Here is an 18,590-nt window from a genome sequence, read left to right as displayed (position 1 = left end):
GGGAGGGTGGCGGAGCCCGGCTGGGGTGGTCCCGGCGCCGGGGGGAGTGCGTCGGGACGTGGTCTCTGTTGGGGGGTCAACGGGTGCGGGGGGTGCGAGGTTTCTCGTGCGTGGGGGTGAACTCCCGTTCCCTGGAGACTTGTTCCCTTGGAATCGGTGGTTGAAGCCGGGGAGGGGCGATGTTCGCCAGGGGCGAGCAAGCTCTGGCCTGAAAGCCAACTCCGGCTGCCCGCACGGGCGTTCACTCCTTCCCGGCTCCGGGCGGGTTAAGCCGCCGCCTCGAAGCCCGTGTCCCGCGCGAGCTTCTTCAGTTCGAGCAGGGCGTGCTTCTCGATCTGCCGGATGCGCTCGCGCGTGAGCCCGTGCTCCTTGCCGACCTCGGTCAGCGTGCGCTCGCGGCCGTCCTCGATGCCGTACCGCATCTTGATGATGGAGGCGGTGCGGGGGTCGAGGCGGTCGATGAGGCCGTCCAGCTCCTCGCTGCGCAGCAGGGTCAGGACGGACTGCTCGGGGCTCACCGCCGACGTGTCCTCCAGGAGGTCGCCGAACTGGGTCTCCCCCTCGTCGTCCACGGACATGTTGAGGGAGACCGGGTCACGGGCCCAGTCGAGGACGTCGGTGACGCGCTCGGGGTTGGAGCCCAGCTCCTTCGCGATCTCGGCGGGCTCGGGGTCGCGCCCGTGCTCGCGGTTGAACTCGCGCTGGACGCGCCGGATGCGGCCCAGCTCCTCGACGAGGTGGACGGGGAGCCGGATCGTACGGGACTGGTCGGCTATGGAGCGCGTGATGGCCTGGCGGATCCACCACGTCGCGTACGTCGAGAACTTGAAGCCCTTGCGGTAGTCGAACTTCTCGACCGCGCGCACGAGGCCCGCGTTGCCCTCCTGGATCAGGTCGAGCAGGGGCAGGCCGCTGCGCGGGTAGCGGCGCGCGACGGCGACGACGAGGCGGAGGTTGGAGCGGATGAAGACGTCCTTCGCGCGCTCGCTCGCGGCGACCAGGGCCTGGAGCTCCTCGCGCGTGGCGTCGGAGGGGGACTCCTCGTAGCCGTCGAGGAGCTGCTGGGCGAACACACCCGCCTCGATGATCTGCGACAGCTCGACTTCCTTGGCGGCGTCGAGCAGGGGGGTGCGCGCGATCTCGTCGAGGTACATGCCGACCAGATCGCGGTCGGCGATCTCCCCGCCGGTGGCGCGAACGCTGCGGGCCACGGCGCCTGTCTCGCCGCTGGCGGACTGACGACGGGCGACGGCACGGGTTGCCATGCGTGCTCCCTTGCGATGGTGGCTGTCGGGTGGTCCTGTCCGGGGCCGGTGGATCCGGTCTCCTACCCCGGGTCCCTCAGATCCGTTCGATGGAAACAACGACTGGAATCAGGACAGAATTCCCAACCCGTGCCCCCAATTTTCTGATCTTGCAGTATCCTGCCCGGCCACGCGGAGGAGAGAAATGTTGTCGGAACCCACAGAGGTGCAGGTCAGGCCCGGAGTCGAGGCGGACCTCGCCGCACTCACCGAGCTGTACAACCACTACGTCCGTGAGACGCCCATCACATTCGACACCGCGGTTTTCACGGTGGAAGAACGCCGCCCTTGGCTGCTCTCCCACCCTGAAGACGGCCCGTACCGGCTGATGGTTGCCACGGACACGCACTCTCAGGAGATTCTGGGCTACGCCACATCCAGCCCTTACCGTCCGAAGGCGGCGTACTCGACGTCCGTGGAGGCGACGGTGTACGTCGCGCCGGGCGCGGGCGGCCGTGGCGTGGGCACGCTCCTGTACGAGGCCCTCTTCGCCGCCCTGGAAAAAGAGGACCTCCACCGCGCGTACGCAGGCATCGTCCAGCCGAACGAGGGGTCGACCCGGCTCCACGAGCGCTTCGGCTTCCAGTACCTCGGGACGTACCGCGAGGTGGGACGGAAGTTCGGCCGCTACTGGGACGTCGCCTGGTACGAGAAGTCCCTCTGAGCACCTCCTGAGAAGCGCCCGCTAAAGCCCCCTCACCCGAACTGCACCGACCTCTTCGCCAGCCCCATCCAGAACCCGTCGATCACCGACCGCTGCGAGTCCAGCTCCCCCACCGCGTCCGCGACGCCCATGGTGACGAACAGCGGCGCGAAGTGCTCCGTGCGCGGGTGCGCGTAGCGGCCGGCCGGCGCCTTCTCCAGGAAGTCCAGCAGCCCGTCCCAGTCGTGGCCCTCCAGCGCCCGCCTCCCCCACTCGTCGAACTCGACGGACCAGGACGGCACTCCGGACCCCCGCAGGGCCGCGAGGTTGTGGGTGAAGAACCCGGAGCCGACGATCAGCACGCCCTCGTCGCGCAGGGGCGCGAGCTTGCGGCCGATGTCCATGAGCCTCACCGGATCGAGGGTGGGCATCGAGATCTGGAGGACAGGGACGTCCGCGTCCGGGAACATCTCCACCAGCGGGACGTAGGCGCCGTGGTCCAGACCCCGGTCCGGGATGTCCTGTACGGGGATGCCGGGGGCGCGCAGCAGCTTGCGCACGCTCTCCGCGAGCTCCGGCGCACCCGGGGCGTCGTACGTGACCCGGTAGTAGTGCTCGGGGAAGCCCCAGAAGTCGTAGACAAGGGGGACGGGGTTGACGGCACCGAGGGCGAGGGGGGCCTCCTCCCAGTGCGCCGAGACGATGAGGATCGCCCTGGGCCGCGGCAGGTCCGCCGACCACGCGGCGAGCTGGCCGGGCCAGAGGGGATCGTCGGCGAGCGGTGGCGCCCCGTGGCTGAGGTACAGGGCGGGCATGCGCTGGCTGGCGGCGGACATGGCAGCGGCTCTCCTTCACTCGGATCGGACTCACCCCGATCAGGCTTGCTTCAAATCTGCAACATCTTCCCACATACCCTACGACCTGTTTGTTTAAAATTCAATGATGGGAGCGTTACTGTGGAGTACATGAAGGCATCCCCCTCCCCTGTACCGGAGCCGCAGTGGCTCACCGAAGAGGAGCAGTGTGTCTGGCGTGCCTACCTGCACGCGTCGACGCTCCTCGACGACTACCTCGACCGGCAGCTCCAGCGCGACGCCGGAATGCCGCACATGTACTACGGGCTGCTGGTCGGTCTCGGCGAAGCCCCCGACCACCGGCTGCGGATGACGCAGCTCGCGATGAAGTCCAAGATCACCCGCTCCCGCCTCTCGCACGCCATCGCGCGGCTGGAGAAGAACGGCTGGGTCCGCAGAGAGGACTGCCCCTCCGACAAGCGGGGACAGTTCGCGGTCCTGACCGACGCGGGGCGGGACGTACTGCAACGGGTGGCGCCCGGCCACGTCGAGGCCGTACGGACCGCGCTGTTCGGGCGGCTGACCCCGGAACAGACGAAGGCCCTCGGCGAGATCCTGACGATCGTCGCCGAGGGCCTTCAGCCCAACGAAGCGGGTGCCGACCTGCCCTGGCTGCGCTGACCTCGTCCCCAGGGCCGGCGCTGGTCAGAGCGGTGACTCAGTGGGCTACCACCGGGATCTTGACCTCGTCATCGGCACCTTCCTCCACACCACGGCCGAGATTCGGACGGCCGGCGTTGATGAGGGTGAAGGCGATCACCGAGGCGGCGACCAGGATCCCCACGGCGAACCAGATGGCACTGGTGTAGCCGTGGACCATGCCCTCCAGCTGGACCAGCTGCTGCTGCTTGCCGGCGGCACCGGCGATGTGGTCCTTGACGTACGAGGTCGTCGCGGACGCGGCGATCGTGTTCAGGAGGGCGGTGCCGATGGCGCCGCCCACCTGCTGCGAGGTGTTGACCATCGCGGAGGCGACACCGGCGTCCCGGGGCTCCACGCCCTGGGTCGCCATCGACATGGCCGGCATGAACGCCGTACCCATCCCGAGGCCGAGCAGCAGCATCGCGGGGAGCAGCAGGGCGGCGTACGAGGAGTCGACCGTCATCTGCGTGAGCAGGAACATGCCGAGGGCGGCGACCAGGAAGCCGGGGCCCATGAGCAGGCGCGGGGCGACGCGGGTCATCAGGCGCGTACCGATCTGGGTGGAGCCCGTGATCATGCCCGCGACCATCGGCAGGAACGCGAAACCGGTCTTGACCGGGGAGTATTCCTTGACGATCTGGAGGTAGTAGGTCAGGAAGAGGAACAGGCCGAACATGCCGATGATGGCGAGGCCGAGCGAGAGGTAGACACCGCCGCGGTTGCGCTCGGTGATGACGCGCAGGGGCAGCAGCGGGGCCTTGACCTTCGCCTCGACGACGACGAACGAGGCGAGCAGGACGGCGGAGCCGACGAACATGGCGATCGTCAGGCCGTCGGACCAGCCGGCCGTCTCGGCGCGGGTGAAGCCGTAGACCAGGGCGACCAGGCCCAGCGTGGAGAGCAGCACGCCCGGGATGTCGAGCGGGTTGCGGTTGCGACCGCCCTCGGGCTCACGGATGACGAAGTAGGCGCCGGCCGCCGCGATGATCGCGAACGGGATGTTGACGAAGAACGTCCAGCGCCAGTTCAGGTACTCGGTGAGGAAGCCGCCGAGGATCAGGCCGACCGCGCCGCCACCGCCGGCGATGGCGCCGTAGATGCCGAACGCCTTGGCGCGCTCCTTCGCGTCCGTGAACATCACGGCGAGCAGGGAGAGCGCGGCGGGCGCGAGCAGGGCGCCGAAGAGACCCTGGAGGCCGCGGGCGCCGAACATCATGGCCTGGTTGCTGGCGGCGCCGCCGAGGGCGGAGGCGAGCGCGAAGCCGGCGAGGCCGACGACGAAGGTGCGCTTACGGCCCCACAGGTCGGCTATCCGGCCGCCGAAGAGGAGGAGACCGCCGAAGGCGAGGGCGTAGGCGGTGACGATCCACTGCTTGTTGCCCTCGGAGATGCCCAGGTCCGACTGTGCGGCGGGCATCGCGATGTTCACGATGGTGGCGTCGAGGACGACCATCAGCTGGGCGATGGCGATGAACGCCAGGGCCTTCCAGCGGTTGGCGTCGGGCGCCTGGGGGACTGCTTGAGACATGGGTGAACCCACTCCGGGACTTCGTTGGTGAAAAACGGCGCGGTCGGTCAGCGATCGACGGCGATGAAGAGTGATCGGTACTGAGTGTTCAGACGGGTGAGGTCTGCGGAACTAATCGGTCAGCGCCGGGTCAGGGCCGGCGGAGCTCCTCGATGGTCATCGGACTCCCCGGCAGCGTGGAGGCTGCGGACGCGCGCAGGCCGTCGAGGAAGAGTTGCAGGTGGCGGTGGACGAACCGGTCGGCGACCACGCATCCGGTGCCCGCCGGGGGCCGGCTCAGCTGCGACACGGCGATCATCACGTCGCCGGAGCCGACGTCCTTCCGGAGCTGACCGGCCGCCTTCGCCCGGTCCATGAGCTCCGTGACGATCTCCTCGACCCGGCCGCTCGCGGCGGCGAGGTCGGGGTGGTCCTCGTCGAAGGACTCCGACAGCATCGGGCACAGCGCGCTGACCCGTTCGTCGGCGGTGACGTGCACGAAGCGCTCCAGGGCGGCGAACGGGTCGCCGTCCTCGTCGAGCGCCTCGCGCCCGGCCCGCGCCGTACGGTCCAGGACCGAGCAGACGACCTCGCGGACGAGGGCCTGGCGGTCCGGGAAGTGCCGGTAGACCGTGGCGTTCCCGACACCGGCCCGGCGGGCGATCTCGTCGAGCGGCACCTCGGGGCCGAACTCGGTGAGCATCTCGCGGGCGGCGGTGACGATCCGCTCCCGGTTGCGCAGGGCGTCGGCACGCGGCCTGGTCGCCTTGCGCTGCGCGGGAAGCGTGGGGGACTCCACGGCGACTCCTTCTGGTTCGGTCCGGTCCGGTTCTGATGCGATCCGGTCCGGTGGGGCGATCCGGGGAAAGCATCCCCGTTTCGCTCGGACGCTGGGTTAAACGGGGATGACGTCCCCGGTTATTTCCCGGCCCTGACGTGACCTGCGTCACACTCGCCTGCTGGGGGCATGTTCCCGTACGAGGGGCGGGTCCCCGATCGGACGCCCCCAGCGCGCGCCCCCTCGCGCCCCGTCGGAGGGTGAGCGGGAGGGTGCAGCCGGTGACCGGTGGCTGCCTGGACCGAAGGGCCCCCGCATGCAGCCGCACTCGCCGCGCCGATGGATACGCCCGCACCGCAGGGCCGCGCTGGTGTCGGTGACCGCGCTGACGCTGGCGGTCGGCACCTCGGCCGGACCGGCCGAACGGCCGCGGGAGCCGGGGGCGGTCGCGGCCGGCGCGAACCCGATGACCCTCGCGCGGGCCTCCGCGCTCGGCCCGTGCATGATCCGGGGCGCGGCGGCGGTGCAGATGTCCGAGGGCGTGCCGACGTCCGGGGGGTACTCCCGGTCCACGGGTACGGTGCGGGCGCTGACGCTGATGGTCGACTTCCCGGACGCCAAGGGACCAGGCAGCGCGATGGACCGGTTCGGGGAGTTCTTCCCGCAGACCTCCGAGTGGTTCAAGGCCGCCTCGTACGGCCGCCTCGACTACCGCGCCGAGGCCCCCGTACCCCGCTGGCTGCGCATGCCGAAGCCCTTCGCGGCGTACGCCCTGGAGCGCGGCGCCCCCTTCGACCCCGGGTACCGGGAGCTGGTCGAGGACATCGTCGCCGCCGCCGATCCCCGCGTCGGCTTCCGGGACTACGACCTGCTGAACGTCCTGGTCACGCCCAACGCCGGGCCCTCCGCGCTGGACACGGTCCTGTCGGTGACCTTCGCCGGGAACACCGAGGCGCCCCTGGCCGACGGGGTGCCCGTCGCCAACGCGTCGTTCGTGTACTCGCGCCAGGACGACGGCTCCGGGACGTACGGCGAGACCGGGTACCGCGTGCTGCCGCACGAGAACGGGCACGTCTTCGGGCTGCCCGACCTCTACACGCAGGAGGGCGGGGGCGCCGTCGGGCACTGGGACATCATGAGCGAGGACTGGGGCGCCAACAACGACTTCCTCGGCTGGCACAAATGGAAGCTGGGGTGGCTGACGCCGGAGCAGGTCAACTGCGCCTCGGCGAAAGGCACTTCGCGGTACACGCTGACGCCGCTCGCCGCCCCCGGCGGGCGCAAGCTGCTGTTCGTGCCGGTCAGCGGGCGCAGCGGGTACGCGGTCGAGCTGCGCACCAAGGGCGGCAACGACGAGGCGGTGTGCCGGCCGGGGGTGCTGGTCTACAAGGTCGACGCCGGGGTCGACACGGGGCTCGGGCCGGTGACCGTGCACGACGCGCGGCGCGACAGCGGGGGGTGCACGCGCAGCCCCAACGTCCACGCCGAGCTGTCCGACGCGACGTTCCGGCCCGGGCAGCGGTTCGTCGACCGCGGGCACGGGATCAGCATCGCCGTCGAGGGGATCGACGCGGACGGGAACTACCTGGTGACGGTCGTCCGGGGGAAGCGGCCCACCGCCTGACCCGGTCCCGGCAGGTCCCGTACGGTGTCTTCCCGAGATCTCACCCGGGAGTGCAGCGCCCATGACGTCGTCCGATGCCGTTCCGACCGAGGCCGTCGCCCCGCTGACGCGGGGGGTGGGCGTGCTGGAGCGGCTCACCCGGGCCGGTGGGACGCTCAGCCTCAGCGCGCTGGAACGGGAGACCGGGCTCGCGCGGGCCACGGTCGACCGGATCGTGGGGACCCTGGCGCGGGTGGGGTACGTACGGCTGGACGGCCGGGACGCCTCGCTCGCGCCGCGCGTCGCCGAGCTGGGCAACGCGTACCTGTCCGCGCTGCGGCTGCCGTCGCTGCTGGGCGGGCTCGCGGATCAACTCGCCGACGAACTCGACGAGTCGGTGTCGCTCGCCGTCGGGGACCGGGACGGCATCCGGTTCATCCACCAGGCGACCCGGCGGCGGACCCTCTCCCTCTCCTTCCGCATCGGCGATCTGCTCCCCGCCGAACGCACCGCGCCGGGGCCGTTGTTCGCGAGCGAGTGGGACGAGGAGGGGTGGGCCGCGTGGCGGGCCCGCCGGGCGGCCGATCCGACGGACGCGGGGTTCGTGGCGGTGCCGGATCGTGAACTCGGCTCTGCGGGTGGGGGGTTCGGCGGATCGGGGGTCGGCGGCTCTGGGGGCGGCGACGACGACTTCGTACGCCGGGCCGATGGCGCCGGGCGGGACGGGTTCGCCGTGGACGACCAGCTCATCGAGCCGGGGCTCGTGGCGGTCTCCGTACCCGTACGGGGAGTCGGCGGGCGCGTCGCCTGTGTCGCCAGCGTCGTCAGCCATACCAGCCGGCATACGGCCGAGGGGTTGCGGGACGCGTTGCTGCCCCGGCTGCGGGAGGCCGTGGCCGGGATGGAGCGCGTGCTGCGTACGGCGCCCGAGGCGGTCGCCGGGCCCGCGCCGGCCGGGCTCGCGGGGTGGACCGGGGCGTCCAAGCAGGAGTTGGGGCGGGGGTTCGTGGAGTCGCTCGCGCGGGGGCTGAGTGTGCTGACCGCGTTCGGGGAGGGGCGGGACGCGCTGACGTTGTCGGAGGTGGCGCGGGCTACCGGGTTGTCGCGGGCGTCCGCGCGGCGGGCGCTGATCACCTTCCGGCATCTGGGGCTGGTGCGACTCGGCGCCGATCCAAGGTACTTCGCGCTCACGCCGCGCGTACTCGACCTGGGGTTCCCGCCGTTGTCGCGGATCAGCCTCGCGCGGATCGCCCAGCCGCATCTGGAGGCGTTGGCCCTGCGGGTCCACGAGCCCGTGTCGCTGGGGGTGTTGGTCGAGGGGGGTGAGGTGCAGTACACCGCCCGGGTCGCCGGACGGCATGTGATGAGCGTGGAGTTGGGGGTGGGGGCTCGGCTGCCTGCTTGGGTTACGTCGCTGGGGCGGGTGTTGCTGGCTGATCTGCCGCCCGGCGAGCGGGAGTTGGGCGAGCTGCGGGCGTTCACCTCGCGGACCGTGACGGACGCGGGGGCGCTGCGGCGGGTGCTCGACGAGGTGCGGGCACGTGGATTCGCCCTCGTCGACGAGGAGTTGGAGGACGGGCTGCGGTCCCTCGCCGTGCCGGTGCGGGGGCGGGACGGCCGGGTCGTGGGGGCGGTGAGCGCGGCGACTCATGTGGCGCGGCGGTCCGTCGAGGAGTGCCTGTCCGTGATCCTGCCCGAACTGCTGGACGCCGCAGGGCGGATCACGGAGGAGGTCGGGGTGGTGTCGCGGTTCATCCGCGTGCGGTGAAGGTGACGGCGCCGGTGATGGTGTCGGCGTCGGCGTCGCTCAGGCCTGTGCGGGCTCTTTCCCGGGTTCGTCGGACCGGTCCGGGAGCTTGAGGAGCAGGGCGAGGGCGAGCGCGACGGCGAGGACGCACGCGGCGACGAGGAAGACGCGGTCGACGGCGGCGTCGTACGCGTTCAGCGCCGTCTCCCGCAGGGCCCCGGTCAACTGGTGGACGCTTTCCGGCTGTTGAGCGGTCCGCAGCTGCTCGGCGTCGAGCCCGGAGAGTTCCGAGACGAGTTTCGCGTGGAAGACGGCGTTGAACGCGGCGAGGCCGAGGGAGCCGCCGAGCTGGCGGGAGAGGGTCTGGAGGGAGACCGCCGCGCCGAGGTCCCGCATCGGGGAGTTGTTCATGACGGCGAGCGCGTACACCTGGGTCATCAGCCCGAGGCCGACGCCGATGAGGACCGTGTAGCCGGCGGCGAGGGCCCGGCCGGTGTCGGGTGTCAGGGTGACCAGCAGGCCCAGACCGAGGCCGGTGACCGCGACCCCGCCCGCGCCGAACCACTTCTCGTGCCCGAACCGCACCATCAGCGGGCTCGCGCAGAGCGCGGCGAGGACGATGCCGAGGGTCAGCGGCAGCAGCAGGAGCCCGGAGTCGGTGGCGGAGCCGCCGGTGGTGACCTGGAGGAAGACCGGCAGGAACATCAGCGCGCCGAACATCGCGGCCCCGGACGCGAACGCCTGGGCGTTGGAGATGGCGAGGATCGGCCGGCGCAGCAGGTGGAGCGGGACGACGGGTTCACGCACCCGGCGTTCGACCACGCCGAGGGCGGCGGCGAGGAGGATCGTCCCGCCGGTCAGCGCGAGGATCGTCGGCGAGGCCCAGCTGTGCTCCGTACCCGCCCAGGCGGAGACGAGGACGAGGCCGGTGGCCACTCCCCCGGTCAGGAGGGCGCCCCCGTAGTCGACCGCCGGGCGGCTCGTCCGGTGGGCCGGCTCGAGCGTCGTCAGGACGAGCAGCAGGGACACCGCGCCGATGGGGAGGTTGAGGTGGAAGATCCAGCGCCAGCCCCAGCCGTCGGTGACGTACCCGCCGACGAGCGGGCCGAGCGCGGCGCAGCCGGTCAGCGCGGTGGAGAACCAGCCCTGGAAACGGGTGCGCTGCTCGGCGGTGAGCAGTTCGGTGTACAGGGCCATCGCGGAGACGATGAACCCGCCCGCGCCGACGCCCTGCACCGCCCGGAACAGGGCGAGTTGGGGCATCGACTGCGCGAGGCCGCTGAGCACCGAGCCGGTGAGGAAGGCGGCCATCGCGAACACGAAGACCGGTTTGCGGCCGAAGAGGTCGCCCAGCTTGCCGTACAGGGGTGTCGTGACGGTCGCGGCGAGGGTGTAGGCGGTGGCGACCCAGAAGAACGAGTCCAGCGCGCCGAACTCGTCGATGATCACGGGCATGGCGGTGGCGGTGACGTTGGTGTCCAGCATGGCGAGGAGTTGGGCGAGGAGGACGCCGGTGAGGGGGAGCAGGGCTGAGGGCATGAGCGGGCTCCTATATATGCGTGACACACACATACTAAGGCGGAGTGACTCGACCCGTACAGCGATATATGCGCGGCGAACACATCTGTTACGGTCCCCCGCATGAGCAGCCTCGACGAACCCGGCCCCGCCCTCTTCCGCGTCGTCCGCGTCCTGGGCCGCCGGCCCGGGTCCGTCGAGCAGGACCGGCTCATCCACATCCTCGTCGTCCAGGCGGTCAGGGACGCCGCCGCCGCGTCCGACGACCCCGAGGTGACGGTCGGTTCCGTCGCCGAACGGCTGAAGCTGGACCCGTCGACCGCCAGCCGCATGGTGTCCGACGCGGTCAGGAGCGGGTACGTCACCCAGGGGGCGTCCGTGCGGGACAGCCGGCGGCGAGTGCTGGAGCTGACGCCGGGCGGGGAGGAACTGCTCGCGCGGTCGCGGGAGTTCCAGCAAGGGGTGTTCGACGGGCTGGTGGCGGGGTGGCCGGAGGCCGAAGTGCGGGAGTTCTCGCGGCTGTTGGTGCGGTTCGCGGAGGCGGTGGAGCGGGAGTTCTGACGGGTCGTCAACTCCCCTTGCGGTAAACGAAGTCGGTCAGCGAGACCGCGTACTCCTTCCGGTTCTCGCGGTACTCGGCGCAGTAACTGGTCGGGTACCAGCCGCTGTTCCGCCATGCCCGGGGCTGCCGGAAGGGCGTGCAGGCGTCGCCATTGCGGGCGCTTCTGAGGCTCTCCAGCCACGACTTCGCGATCATCGCCTCGTAGAAGGTGATCTCCCCGTCGTACGTCCCGTAGATCCATGTGCGCGTGAACGGGCCGCCGTTCAGCTCCGGGGCCCTCGCGTCGAGGAGGTGGTTGCCCATCGCCGGTTCGACCGCGTCGACGTCCACGAAATCGGGAGCGAGGTAGCGGCTCGGTACGGGTTTCTTCGCCCGGGCGTAATCCGCGCAGTCCGTCAGCGCCGGGCACGGTCCGGGTCTGATCGCGTTCCGTTCGGCGAGCGGCTGGATATAGAAGTGGAAGTCGAAGTGGGGGGTGTCGTAAACCCCTTCGGGAATATGGCCTTCGGGGTTCCAGTTCACCAGCTCCCAGGTGAACGGGCCCGCTCCGGCAGGCAGCTCCAGCACATTCTCGTGGCCCACCGAGCATTCCGTGTGCGGGTCGATGCCGCCGTTTCCGTCCTTGTCGAAACAGTGCTTTCCGTCGCTGCCGGCCGTCGGGAGTCCGCGCAGGGACGACGCCGGGAACGCGACCCCGACAGCCACCGGACGTGCGCCGACCCGCTGGACGTACGACCGTAGTACCCCGTCACCGAGGGGGACGGGGCTACCGTACTCGGCGCACGGACCGGCGTACGAGGCGGTCGTCCGCAGCAGCGCGGGGACGCTTTTCGCCGGGACGCTCACCGTACGTTCCACGTCCGGATTCCCGGGCGGGACCAGGCAGATCCTGGCGCGTTCGCTCTCCTCCGCCGCTCCCGTGAGAAAAGCGGCCAGAATCGCCGTCGCGAGCACGATCCGCGTACGCCGCCCGGTGCGCGCCATGGAATTCCCCTTCGCCGGATTCTCCTTTCTCCAGCATTGGGGGGAGGTCACTCAGGGGCGATCCGGTCCGGCCGGAATTCCGCCTTTCGGGGAGTGCGGGAGGGTCTCGACACGGACTCGGCGGCCTCCCGGGCGGTGGGGATGCCGCGCGTGGGCTCTGCGGGCCGTCGATCCGGTGGCTCCGCGACCATGTCCGAAGTGCCGCCGAACGCGCGGGAGTTGCCGTCGCACGGGGCCCAGCCGGGGTCGCCGTGTGCCGTGAAGTCCCGGCAGACGGCGGTGAGTCGGTCGCGTACCGCGCGGTGCTCGGGGGTGTCCGCGCCGGCCAGGGGCAGTTTGTCGAAGACGTACAGCAGGTCGACGCCGTGGAAGGCGCCCAGGTCGGGGCCGCACGGTTCGTCGAGCAGGAGGTAGTGGAACGCCCGTCCGCCCGCGGCGACTTGGGCTCGGGCCAGGCGGGTCGCCGGTGTCCGGTAGATCGCGTCGCCGAGGAACTCCGCGCGCAGGTCGGCCAGTTCCGTCGTACCCGTCCGGGTGCGGTACGCGTCGAGGAGGCGCGCAGGGCGTGCTCGTCGGCCGGGCAGAAGGCGTCTCCGGCGAGCCGCCGGAAGAGGCGGAACTCGTCGCGGGTGGCGCCGATGAGCAACGGGACGTCGATCGGGGCGTGTCGGGGTGGGGTGGGGTGGGGTGGGCAGGATGTGACCGTCCAGGACGACGCGCTGGGCGGGGACCGTGCGCAGGCCCTCCACGTCGGCCGGCTTCAGGTCGGCGAGGTGCAGCTGGCCCAGGGCGCCCAGCCGGTAGCTGGCGGTGACCGCGCCGGTGAGCCGGGCGAGCGCCTCGCCGTCGCTGTACGGGGACGGGGGCGAAGAGGTGGTTGCCGGCGGGGAGGGGGCGGCCTCGGAGGGGGCCGGAGGTGGTGTCGACGGTGGCGATCTCTGTCATGGTTCAGCCTACTTATTCCTATTTCCTGCGGCTGGACCCGGATTCCCACCCGATCGTGACACCTGGCGTCAGGATTCAGCCTCGGTTCCGTGAGAGCCGATCGCCTGCTGTCCATCCTGCTGCTCCTCCAGACCCGGGAGCGCGTCACCCATGTCGAACTCGCCGAGCACCTCGAAGTCTCCGTCCGCACGGTGTACCGGGACGTCAAGGCGCTCTCCTCGGCGGGCGTGCCCGTGTGGACCGAGCGGGGCCGCAGCGGCGGCGTACGTCTCCTGCCCGGCTACCGCGCCGACGTCACCGGCCTGACCAGCGACGAGGCCAAGGCCCTGTTCGTGCTGGCCGCTCAGGGGCGCACGACGCGCTGGGGCTCGGCGAGGCCATGCGGTCCGCCCTGCGCAAGGTGATGGCCGCGCTGCCGGCGCCGTACCGGGGCGACGCGGAGCGCACCAGCCGGCGGATCCTGGTGGACCCCGCGCGGTGGATGCGGGGCACGGAGACCTCCGACGACTGGGACCTCGGGGTCCTCCAGCACGCGGCCTTCACCGACCGGCGCCTCCTGCTCACGTACCGCAGCGGTGACCTGCCTCGTACGTACGCCGTCGACCCCTACGGCCTCGTCAGCAAGGCCGGCGCCTGGTACCTCGTCGCCGACTGGGACGGCGAGCCCCGCCTCTTCCGCGCCGACCGCGTCCAGTCGGCCACCCTCCTCGACGAACCCGTCCGCCTCCGGGCCGGGCAGGATCTGGCCTCCGTCTGGACGGCCCTGCGCAGCCGCTTCGAGAGCCTGCCGACGGGGCCACGCGTATCCTGCCGGGTCCGCTCCACCCAACTCCCTATCTTCCAACGCCTGTTCGCCCGACACCTGGTCTCCCCGCCGGTCCCCCTGGACACCGAGTGGTGCACGGCGGAGCTGGCCTTCGACGAAGTGGCCGATACTCGGGGCTTGTTGGTGATGGGCGGGTCGGTGGAGGTGCTGAGCCCCGCGGAGGTCCGCGCGGAACTGACAGCGGTCACCGCGGAGTTGGGCGACCTCTACGGCGACTGAGCCCACCCCCGCCCCCACGAGGCCACCCCACCCCCGACATGACGACCACCCCCACCTCCCCACGGCCCCGACCTCACCCCCACCACCCCGACTCGATCCGCTACGCTGTGAGGGACCGCGTTTGTCGTGGTCGTATCCCGCCTTCGTGGGGCTTGCACGGAAGTCCTCCGCCACAGGTCAGAGCAGGGGCGCTCACCACACCCAAAACGCGCCGAGTGTGATCTGGGAACGCCCAACGCATTTGCCCAGGCCAGCGCCTGTTGCGTCATCAGCAGCTTGACAGAGGTACGGCCGACACCCTCGTCCTCCTTCGGACCGCGTGATCGTCCCCTCTTGCCACAGAGCCTGCACCCATGAGCCGAGAGGTGCGCCGCATCGCGTTGGCCATGCATGGTGGACACTTCATGGTGTCTCCGCTTGAGCGAATCCAGTCATCTTTATCGGTTTCAGCCGCTTGCAACTGAGCGGAGGCGCGGCAATTGACGCTGAAGGATTCTCGACTCATGAGGAGCCTTCGCAAGAAATTGCCGTCCACCGCACTAGCGGTGATCGACCACCAAGAACGCGTGCTGCTATGTCGCCCTCGGGGCGAGCCCACCTGGCAGCCGGTAAAAGCAGGCGTGCTCTGCGTCCGGCCTAGCGCCCTCTCTGTCATTCACGTACTGGACCCGCTCTTTTCTCATTGGTTCCTTGCCGCCACCCCAGTGATCGGCAGGTTCATTCCCGTGACAGATAGGGACTGTCGGTCGGGTTCGATGCGCATCTTCGTCGTCCGTCACCACAGGATGCGTACGATCAGCCTTCGCGCTCGTACCCGTACTTCTCCGGACGTCGACTTTGTCTGGCATCCGCTCTCCGATGTCGAGGACGAGCAATTCGATGTGCATCCACGCGAGCTCGGCCCCTTCCTGCGCGGCTATCTAGAGGGCTGGATTCCCGACGGCGTCATCACCCTCGTCGAGTGACAACGCACATTCACGAGTCGAGATAGGAATCGAGAGCAGAGCCCCCCGCGGATAGTTGCCCTTCCCTCACCGAGGAGCAGGCCAGTGACAAGTTCGCAGCACCGACGACGACCGCCGCATCGCGGTCCGCTGGGATTGGAAATTCAGACGCTTCTGGCAGCCGTCGGCCTACCCGAAGCAGACGACAGCGACCGTTATCGCGCGCACGGTGTTGTAGTGACAGATCTCGGTGAATCGGTCCGCGTGGAGTGGTTCGTTTCTCGCAGCCTGCGCCGCACCGCCGCCGATGAGCAGATGCGGGGCTTACCCATGGCCCCGGCGGATCGCGCACACGAAGCCGCTCAACGTCACTTGCACGCCGCCCTGTTCGGCATTCTGTCGGAAGTCGGATACCTGGTAGAGACCCGTCCCGCGGACGCCCTCGGCGCTCTGTCCGTCCACGCCGGCCAGGTTTCCACACCGACGACTCTGGCCGCGGACCTCAAGCGGATGCTGGCCGAGCTAAATGACCACAGGGAAGGAACGGAAGGTTCTCCTCGGTCACCCTGAGTTCCATCCACGCCAGCAGCCGACACGAGCGCCTGAAGACCTATTACCGCAACACAGCCGAGCCCTCCATCCTCTAGTCTGGTGTGTACTTGCACCACTACAGAGGCGTGTGCCGACTCACTCGGCACGGAGGGACGGGACCCATGGGGACGTGGGATCATCTCGGCATGCCCCGGAGCAACAACGACCAGCTGCCTGCGACCTACGTCGCGTCCGGCAATTGGCCGTATGCCCGGCTCGTCGAGGAGGCTCCTGTCAGCGCGCACTATGGGCAAGCGTTCGCGCGAAACCTGGCAGAGGCGATGGAGACATCCAAGGTCGGGCTGAGGGCACTGGGTGACAAAGCGGGGGTATCACACGCGACCATCAGCCGACTGCTACGAGGCATGGTCCTACCCGACATGGGAACTCTCGCCCGCCTTGAGGTGGCACTGGGTACCAGCCTGTGGCCAGGCCTGGCGGCGTGGACCAAACGCGAACTCTCCTGAGGGAGACGACCGACGCCGTGAGCTTCGCGTTTGAGCGCCCCACTCACAGATCGTCCTGCCGGTCACAGCTCTGACAGTATTGCTTCCAGCATCTGCTGGTAGCAGGCGCCACCCGGTGGTGGACCTCCTATAGAAACCCAGTCGCGTCCCCGAGCGGCACGGCTGAAGCGTCGAAGAAAGAGCTGATAGGAGGCCCGTACCGGCACCCAGCGGATCCATCGCCCACGAGGCCGCCGACGCCAAAGCTCTAGGACTGCCCTCCCAGCGCCGGGCAGCCGAACGGCTGGCAGCGGATCGGACTGCCCAGTGCGGCACCGGACCGGTAGTGTGCCGCCGTGGAGAGCGGATACCTGGTCATACGCCGCCAAGGCAACAGCAAGGGCGATGACTGCATCGGGACGGTCTGTCAGGTCGAAGACGACAATGCGGTCGTCCAGTGGCCAGAAGGCCTGCGAACCCGGATTCCGTTGCCCGTGCCTTCCGACATCACGGTGGTGCCGGTCGACTCACTGCGGTATCGCTCACTACGCGATGCCTCAGCTCTGCGAAAAGAGTTCGCGGAGTCGCCCGTTCCTGTCCTGGTTAGGCTTCTTGGTGAGATGGGTGGGGAAGCGTCCGTCAAGGAGCTGCGCAGCCAGGCACGCACCCTGGGGCTGGCGGGCGAGCACAACAGCACCTGGTGGGGCCATATGCGAAAGCGGCTGCTCGCGCATCCGCAGGTCGCGGAAGCCAAGCCGGGAGCACCCCTCAAGCTTCTCGATGAGTCGGCCGATCCGTTCGTCGAAGAACGAGCGCTTTCGACGCAGGAGGCATTGGAGGCTTTGGCGACGCCTGCCACCAAGCAAGCGCAGGGACGCCAGCAGGCTCTGCGCAAAGCAGTCGCATCGGGAGCATCGGAGCTGAGCGCGTACGAGCATGTCGCCGCCCACGCGCTCGGCGTGGCTCTACGGTCATGGCCGTTCGACGAGACGGCGTACATAGCGCAGGGCGTTTCCGAGAGAGTGCTAGCAGCGGTTGTGGAGTTTCTTGCCGAGGTGACGACAGGCCAGCGCCGTGCCAAGAACCCGGTGGCCGACCCGTCATCAAAGCTGAGCAAACCGGGTGCTCCATCACCCCATGCCGTCACGCCCCTCCTCGTGGGCTTGGTGACGATCCCGGTAGAAAGCGCCGCGGCGGATCTGGCAGCAAAGTTGCCACGTGGTCTCGCCGCGCAGGAATGCCTCATGGCGGTCATGGCCGGGTTCGAGAAGACAGATCATCCTGCTGGCAGTGAGCACCTTCTGCGTCGTGGCGCCGCGCTTCTGCAGTGGGCAGTGGCCGAGAACTACCTGGTAACTGCCGAGCAGCGTGATGCGTTCGGGGAGGAGCTCTGCTCACGGGCTCTGCGTCTCCTGCTGCTGCCGGCAGAGCTGGAACAGCCTCAGGGCCCTCTGTACGAGTGGGTCGATCTGGTACTCGCTACGGTTCCCGATCACGTACTCCAGCACGTCATCGCCACGACCGTGAGCGACGACCTGAAGGCGGCGCTGGAGACGCTGCCCGCCCGTCCGAACGGTGGCCGAGAGCGAGCCACACGTCTCATGACCTCTCTCTCGGCCCGGCCGGATGGGGCCGACCCAGCCGTCCAGTCTCTGAGGGATTCCGCGCAAGCACCCGAAGCCGGTGCCTGTGGCGGCCCTACACCCGACCAAGAGCCGGGGCAAGCCGTTGAGCCAGAAGACCAGTCATCACCTGCTCCGGCTCCGGCTCCGGCTCCGGCTACAGGTTCGGTACAGGAAACCTATGCGAGCGACGGTGCTGCGGACACCCCTGAATCATCCGAGATCGGCCAGTCGTCCCGCCTGGAGGAGCGTGCCCGGTACGAGGCTGCTCTGGACCAGGAACGTGCCGTGGCATGGGCGCTGCGAAGCGAACGGGATGACCTGAGGCAGGAGTTGGCCACCCTGCAGAGCCGGTGCGACCGAGCTGGCGAGGAGATCAGCACATTGCGGGAGCAGCTCGGCATCGCCTCCGCAGAGCTCGAAGACGTCACCCGGCGCGCCGATGCCCTGGCCAGGAAGGCGCAGCGGCAGGAGGAGGAGCTGCGGCAGGGCCGTCAGGCGGGACGTGCCGCTTCACAGTCCCAACTGCGACAGGCACGGATCGACGGTCTCAGGGTGCTCGCGACCGTGCTGGCGGAAGTCGCGGACCAGGCGATTCACACGACGACGGACGATTCCGCTTCCGCCCATGCCCTGTACCGAAGAGTTCTGGCGCAGGCGTCAGGAGCGGGTCTCACCGACATCGGCCCCGCCGGTGAGGAGGTGGACTTCGACCCCGTGCATCACCAGTCACGGACCGGCCCGTCCGCGCGGGTCATCGTGGAGCGGCCCGGCTTCGCGTGGCAGGCCGGAACCCCACAGGAAGTCGTACTGGTGCCGGCGCTGGTTCGGCCGGTGGAACAGTAGTCAAGGAAC

Annotated in this window: 16 protein-coding genes and 1 pseudogene; 10 read left to right on the top strand and 7 right to left on the bottom strand. The window is 69.7% G+C overall.

The window, feature by feature from the left end; genetic code table 11:
• Window positions 1–266: 266 nt before the first annotated feature.
• Window positions 267–1,265 carry a sigma-70 family RNA polymerase sigma factor gene (locus PV682_RS29505; RefSeq protein ID WP_319734838.1) on the bottom strand — a complete coding sequence of 333 codons (999 nt, stop codon included), beginning with the start codon at window positions 1,263–1,265 and terminating at the stop codon, window positions 267–269.
• A 184-nt stretch (window positions 1,266–1,449) separates the two neighbouring features.
• Here PV682_RS29505 and PV682_RS29500 point away from each other — a divergent pair, with 184 nt between their 5' ends.
• A complete protein-coding gene (locus PV682_RS29500) occupies window positions 1,450–1,968 on the top strand; it encodes a GNAT family N-acetyltransferase (RefSeq protein ID WP_319734837.1) in 519 nt (172 codons plus the stop codon).
• 32 nt (window positions 1,969–2,000) lie between these two features.
• On the opposite strand, the gene PV682_RS29495 is transcribed toward PV682_RS29500, so the two are convergent.
• Window positions 2,001–2,783: a dioxygenase family protein gene (locus PV682_RS29495; protein WP_055722225.1), complete on the bottom strand. Its 783-nt coding sequence runs from the start codon at window positions 2,781–2,783 to the stop codon at window positions 2,001–2,003.
• A 129-nt stretch (window positions 2,784–2,912) separates the two neighbouring features.
• Between PV682_RS29495 and PV682_RS29490 the strand changes: the two genes are divergently transcribed.
• Entirely contained in the window at window positions 2,913–3,422 is a 510-nt protein-coding gene (locus PV682_RS29490; RefSeq protein ID WP_055722229.1) for a MarR family winged helix-turn-helix transcriptional regulator, read from the top strand.
• Between the two features lie 37 nt (window positions 3,423–3,459).
• On the opposite strand, the gene PV682_RS29485 is transcribed toward PV682_RS29490, so the two are convergent.
• Together PV682_RS29485 and PV682_RS29480 are read right to left on the bottom strand one after the other, a co-directional pair.
• Complete coding sequence (locus PV682_RS29485; RefSeq protein WP_319734836.1) at window positions 3,460–4,971, bottom strand: MFS transporter; 1,512 nt, start codon at window positions 4,969–4,971, stop codon at window positions 3,460–3,462.
• A 130-nt stretch (window positions 4,972–5,101) separates the two neighbouring features.
• On the bottom strand, window positions 5,102–5,749 hold the full coding sequence (locus PV682_RS29480; protein WP_319734835.1) for a TetR/AcrR family transcriptional regulator: 648 nt from the start codon (window positions 5,747–5,749) through the stop codon (window positions 5,102–5,104).
• A gap of 295 nt (window positions 5,750–6,044) precedes the next feature.
• Between PV682_RS29480 and PV682_RS29475 the strand changes: the two genes are divergently transcribed.
• Both PV682_RS29475 and PV682_RS29470 read left to right on the top strand, forming a co-directional pair.
• Complete coding sequence (locus PV682_RS29475) at window positions 6,045–7,352, top strand: M6 family metalloprotease domain-containing protein (protein ID WP_319734834.1); 1,308 nt, start codon at window positions 6,045–6,047, stop codon at window positions 7,350–7,352.
• Between the two features lie 61 nt (window positions 7,353–7,413).
• Window positions 7,414–9,099, top strand: coding sequence for an IclR family transcriptional regulator domain-containing protein (locus PV682_RS29470; protein WP_319734833.1), 1,686 nt, complete (start codon window positions 7,414–7,416; stop codon window positions 9,097–9,099).
• A gap of 39 nt (window positions 9,100–9,138) precedes the next feature.
• On the opposite strand, the gene PV682_RS29465 is transcribed toward PV682_RS29470, so the two are convergent.
• A complete protein-coding gene (locus PV682_RS29465) occupies window positions 9,139–10,617 on the bottom strand; it encodes an MFS transporter (RefSeq protein ID WP_319734832.1) in 1,479 nt (492 codons plus the stop codon).
• Between the two features lie 102 nt (window positions 10,618–10,719).
• Between PV682_RS29465 and PV682_RS29460 the strand changes: the two genes are divergently transcribed.
• Entirely contained in the window at window positions 10,720–11,157 is a 438-nt protein-coding gene (locus PV682_RS29460; RefSeq protein WP_319734831.1) for a MarR family winged helix-turn-helix transcriptional regulator, read from the top strand.
• A 7-nt stretch (window positions 11,158–11,164) separates the two neighbouring features.
• Here PV682_RS29460 and PV682_RS29455 read toward each other — a convergent pair whose 3' ends face one another.
• Complete coding sequence (locus PV682_RS29455) at window positions 11,165–12,142, bottom strand: hypothetical protein (RefSeq protein ID WP_319734830.1); 978 nt, start codon at window positions 12,140–12,142, stop codon at window positions 11,165–11,167.
• A gap of 47 nt (window positions 12,143–12,189) precedes the next feature.
• Complete coding sequence (locus PV682_RS29450; protein ID WP_319734829.1) at window positions 12,190–12,891, bottom strand: carboxylesterase/lipase family protein; 702 nt, start codon at window positions 12,889–12,891, stop codon at window positions 12,190–12,192.
• A 285-nt stretch (window positions 12,892–13,176) separates the two neighbouring features.
• Between PV682_RS29450 and PV682_RS29445 the strand changes: the two are divergent.
• The 5 genes and pseudogenes from PV682_RS29445 to PV682_RS29430 all read left to right on the top strand — a co-directional run bounded on the left by PV682_RS29445 (window position 13,177) and on the right by PV682_RS29430 (window position 18,581).
• A pseudogene (locus PV682_RS29445) lies at window positions 13,177–14,132 on the top strand (helix-turn-helix transcriptional regulator).
• A gap of 755 nt (window positions 14,133–14,887) precedes the next feature.
• Entirely contained in the window at window positions 14,888–15,097 is a 210-nt protein-coding gene (locus tag PV682_RS29440) for a hypothetical protein (RefSeq protein WP_319734828.1), read from the top strand.
• Window positions 15,098–15,181: 84 nt separating this feature from the next.
• The gene (locus tag PV682_RS29435) at window positions 15,182–15,646 is read left to right on the top strand and encodes a hypothetical protein (protein WP_319734827.1); all 465 of its coding nucleotides are present in this window, start codon (window positions 15,182–15,184) and stop codon (window positions 15,644–15,646) included.
• Between the two features lie 143 nt (window positions 15,647–15,789).
• Entirely contained in the window at window positions 15,790–16,134 is a 345-nt protein-coding gene (locus PV682_RS44385) for a helix-turn-helix domain-containing protein (protein ID WP_407705756.1), read from the top strand.
• 335 nt (window positions 16,135–16,469) lie between these two features.
• Window positions 16,470–18,581: a hypothetical protein gene (locus PV682_RS29430; RefSeq protein ID WP_319734826.1), complete on the top strand. Its 2,112-nt coding sequence runs from the start codon at window positions 16,470–16,472 to the stop codon at window positions 18,579–18,581.
• Window positions 18,582–18,590 lie beyond the last annotated feature (9 nt).

This window comes from Streptomyces niveiscabiei, assembly GCF_033794345.1.
GTDB lineage: Bacteria > Actinomycetota > Actinomycetes > Streptomycetales > Streptomycetaceae > Streptomyces > Streptomyces niveiscabiei.
This window is presented reverse-complemented; position numbering and strand designations above follow the sequence as displayed.

Excerpts from the sequence above, each read along its gene's own strand:
- PV682_RS29455 (WP_319734830.1), bottom strand. The coding sequence starts at position 12,142 with ATGGCGCGCACCGGGCGGCGTACGCGGATCGTGCTCGCGACGGCGATT.
- PV682_RS29485 (WP_319734836.1), bottom strand. The coding sequence starts at position 4,971 with ATGTCTCAAGCAGTCCCCCAGGCGCCCGACGCCAACCGCTGGAAGGCC.
- PV682_RS29495 (WP_055722225.1), bottom strand. The coding sequence starts at position 2,783 with ATGTCCGCCGCCAGCCAGCGCATGCCCGCCCTGTACCTCAGCCACGGG.
- PV682_RS29490 (WP_055722229.1), top strand. The coding sequence starts at position 2,913 with ATGAAGGCATCCCCCTCCCCTGTACCGGAGCCGCAGTGGCTCACCGAA.
- PV682_RS29465 (WP_319734832.1), bottom strand. The coding sequence starts at position 10,617 with ATGCCCTCAGCCCTGCTCCCCCTCACCGGCGTCCTCCTCGCCCAACTC.
- PV682_RS44385 (WP_407705756.1), top strand. The coding sequence starts at position 15,790 with ATGGGGACGTGGGATCATCTCGGCATGCCCCGGAGCAACAACGACCAG.
- PV682_RS29505 (WP_319734838.1), bottom strand. The coding sequence starts at position 1,265 with ATGGCAACCCGTGCCGTCGCCCGTCGTCAGTCCGCCAGCGGCGAGACA.
- PV682_RS29470 (WP_319734833.1), top strand. The coding sequence starts at position 7,414 with ATGACGTCGTCCGATGCCGTTCCGACCGAGGCCGTCGCCCCGCTGACG.
- PV682_RS29440 (WP_319734828.1), top strand. The coding sequence starts at position 14,888 with ATGCGCATCTTCGTCGTCCGTCACCACAGGATGCGTACGATCAGCCTT.
- PV682_RS29460 (WP_319734831.1), top strand. The coding sequence starts at position 10,720 with ATGAGCAGCCTCGACGAACCCGGCCCCGCCCTCTTCCGCGTCGTCCGC.
- PV682_RS29500 (WP_319734837.1), top strand. The coding sequence starts at position 1,450 with ATGTTGTCGGAACCCACAGAGGTGCAGGTCAGGCCCGGAGTCGAGGCG.
- PV682_RS29475 (WP_319734834.1), top strand. The coding sequence starts at position 6,045 with ATGCAGCCGCACTCGCCGCGCCGATGGATACGCCCGCACCGCAGGGCC.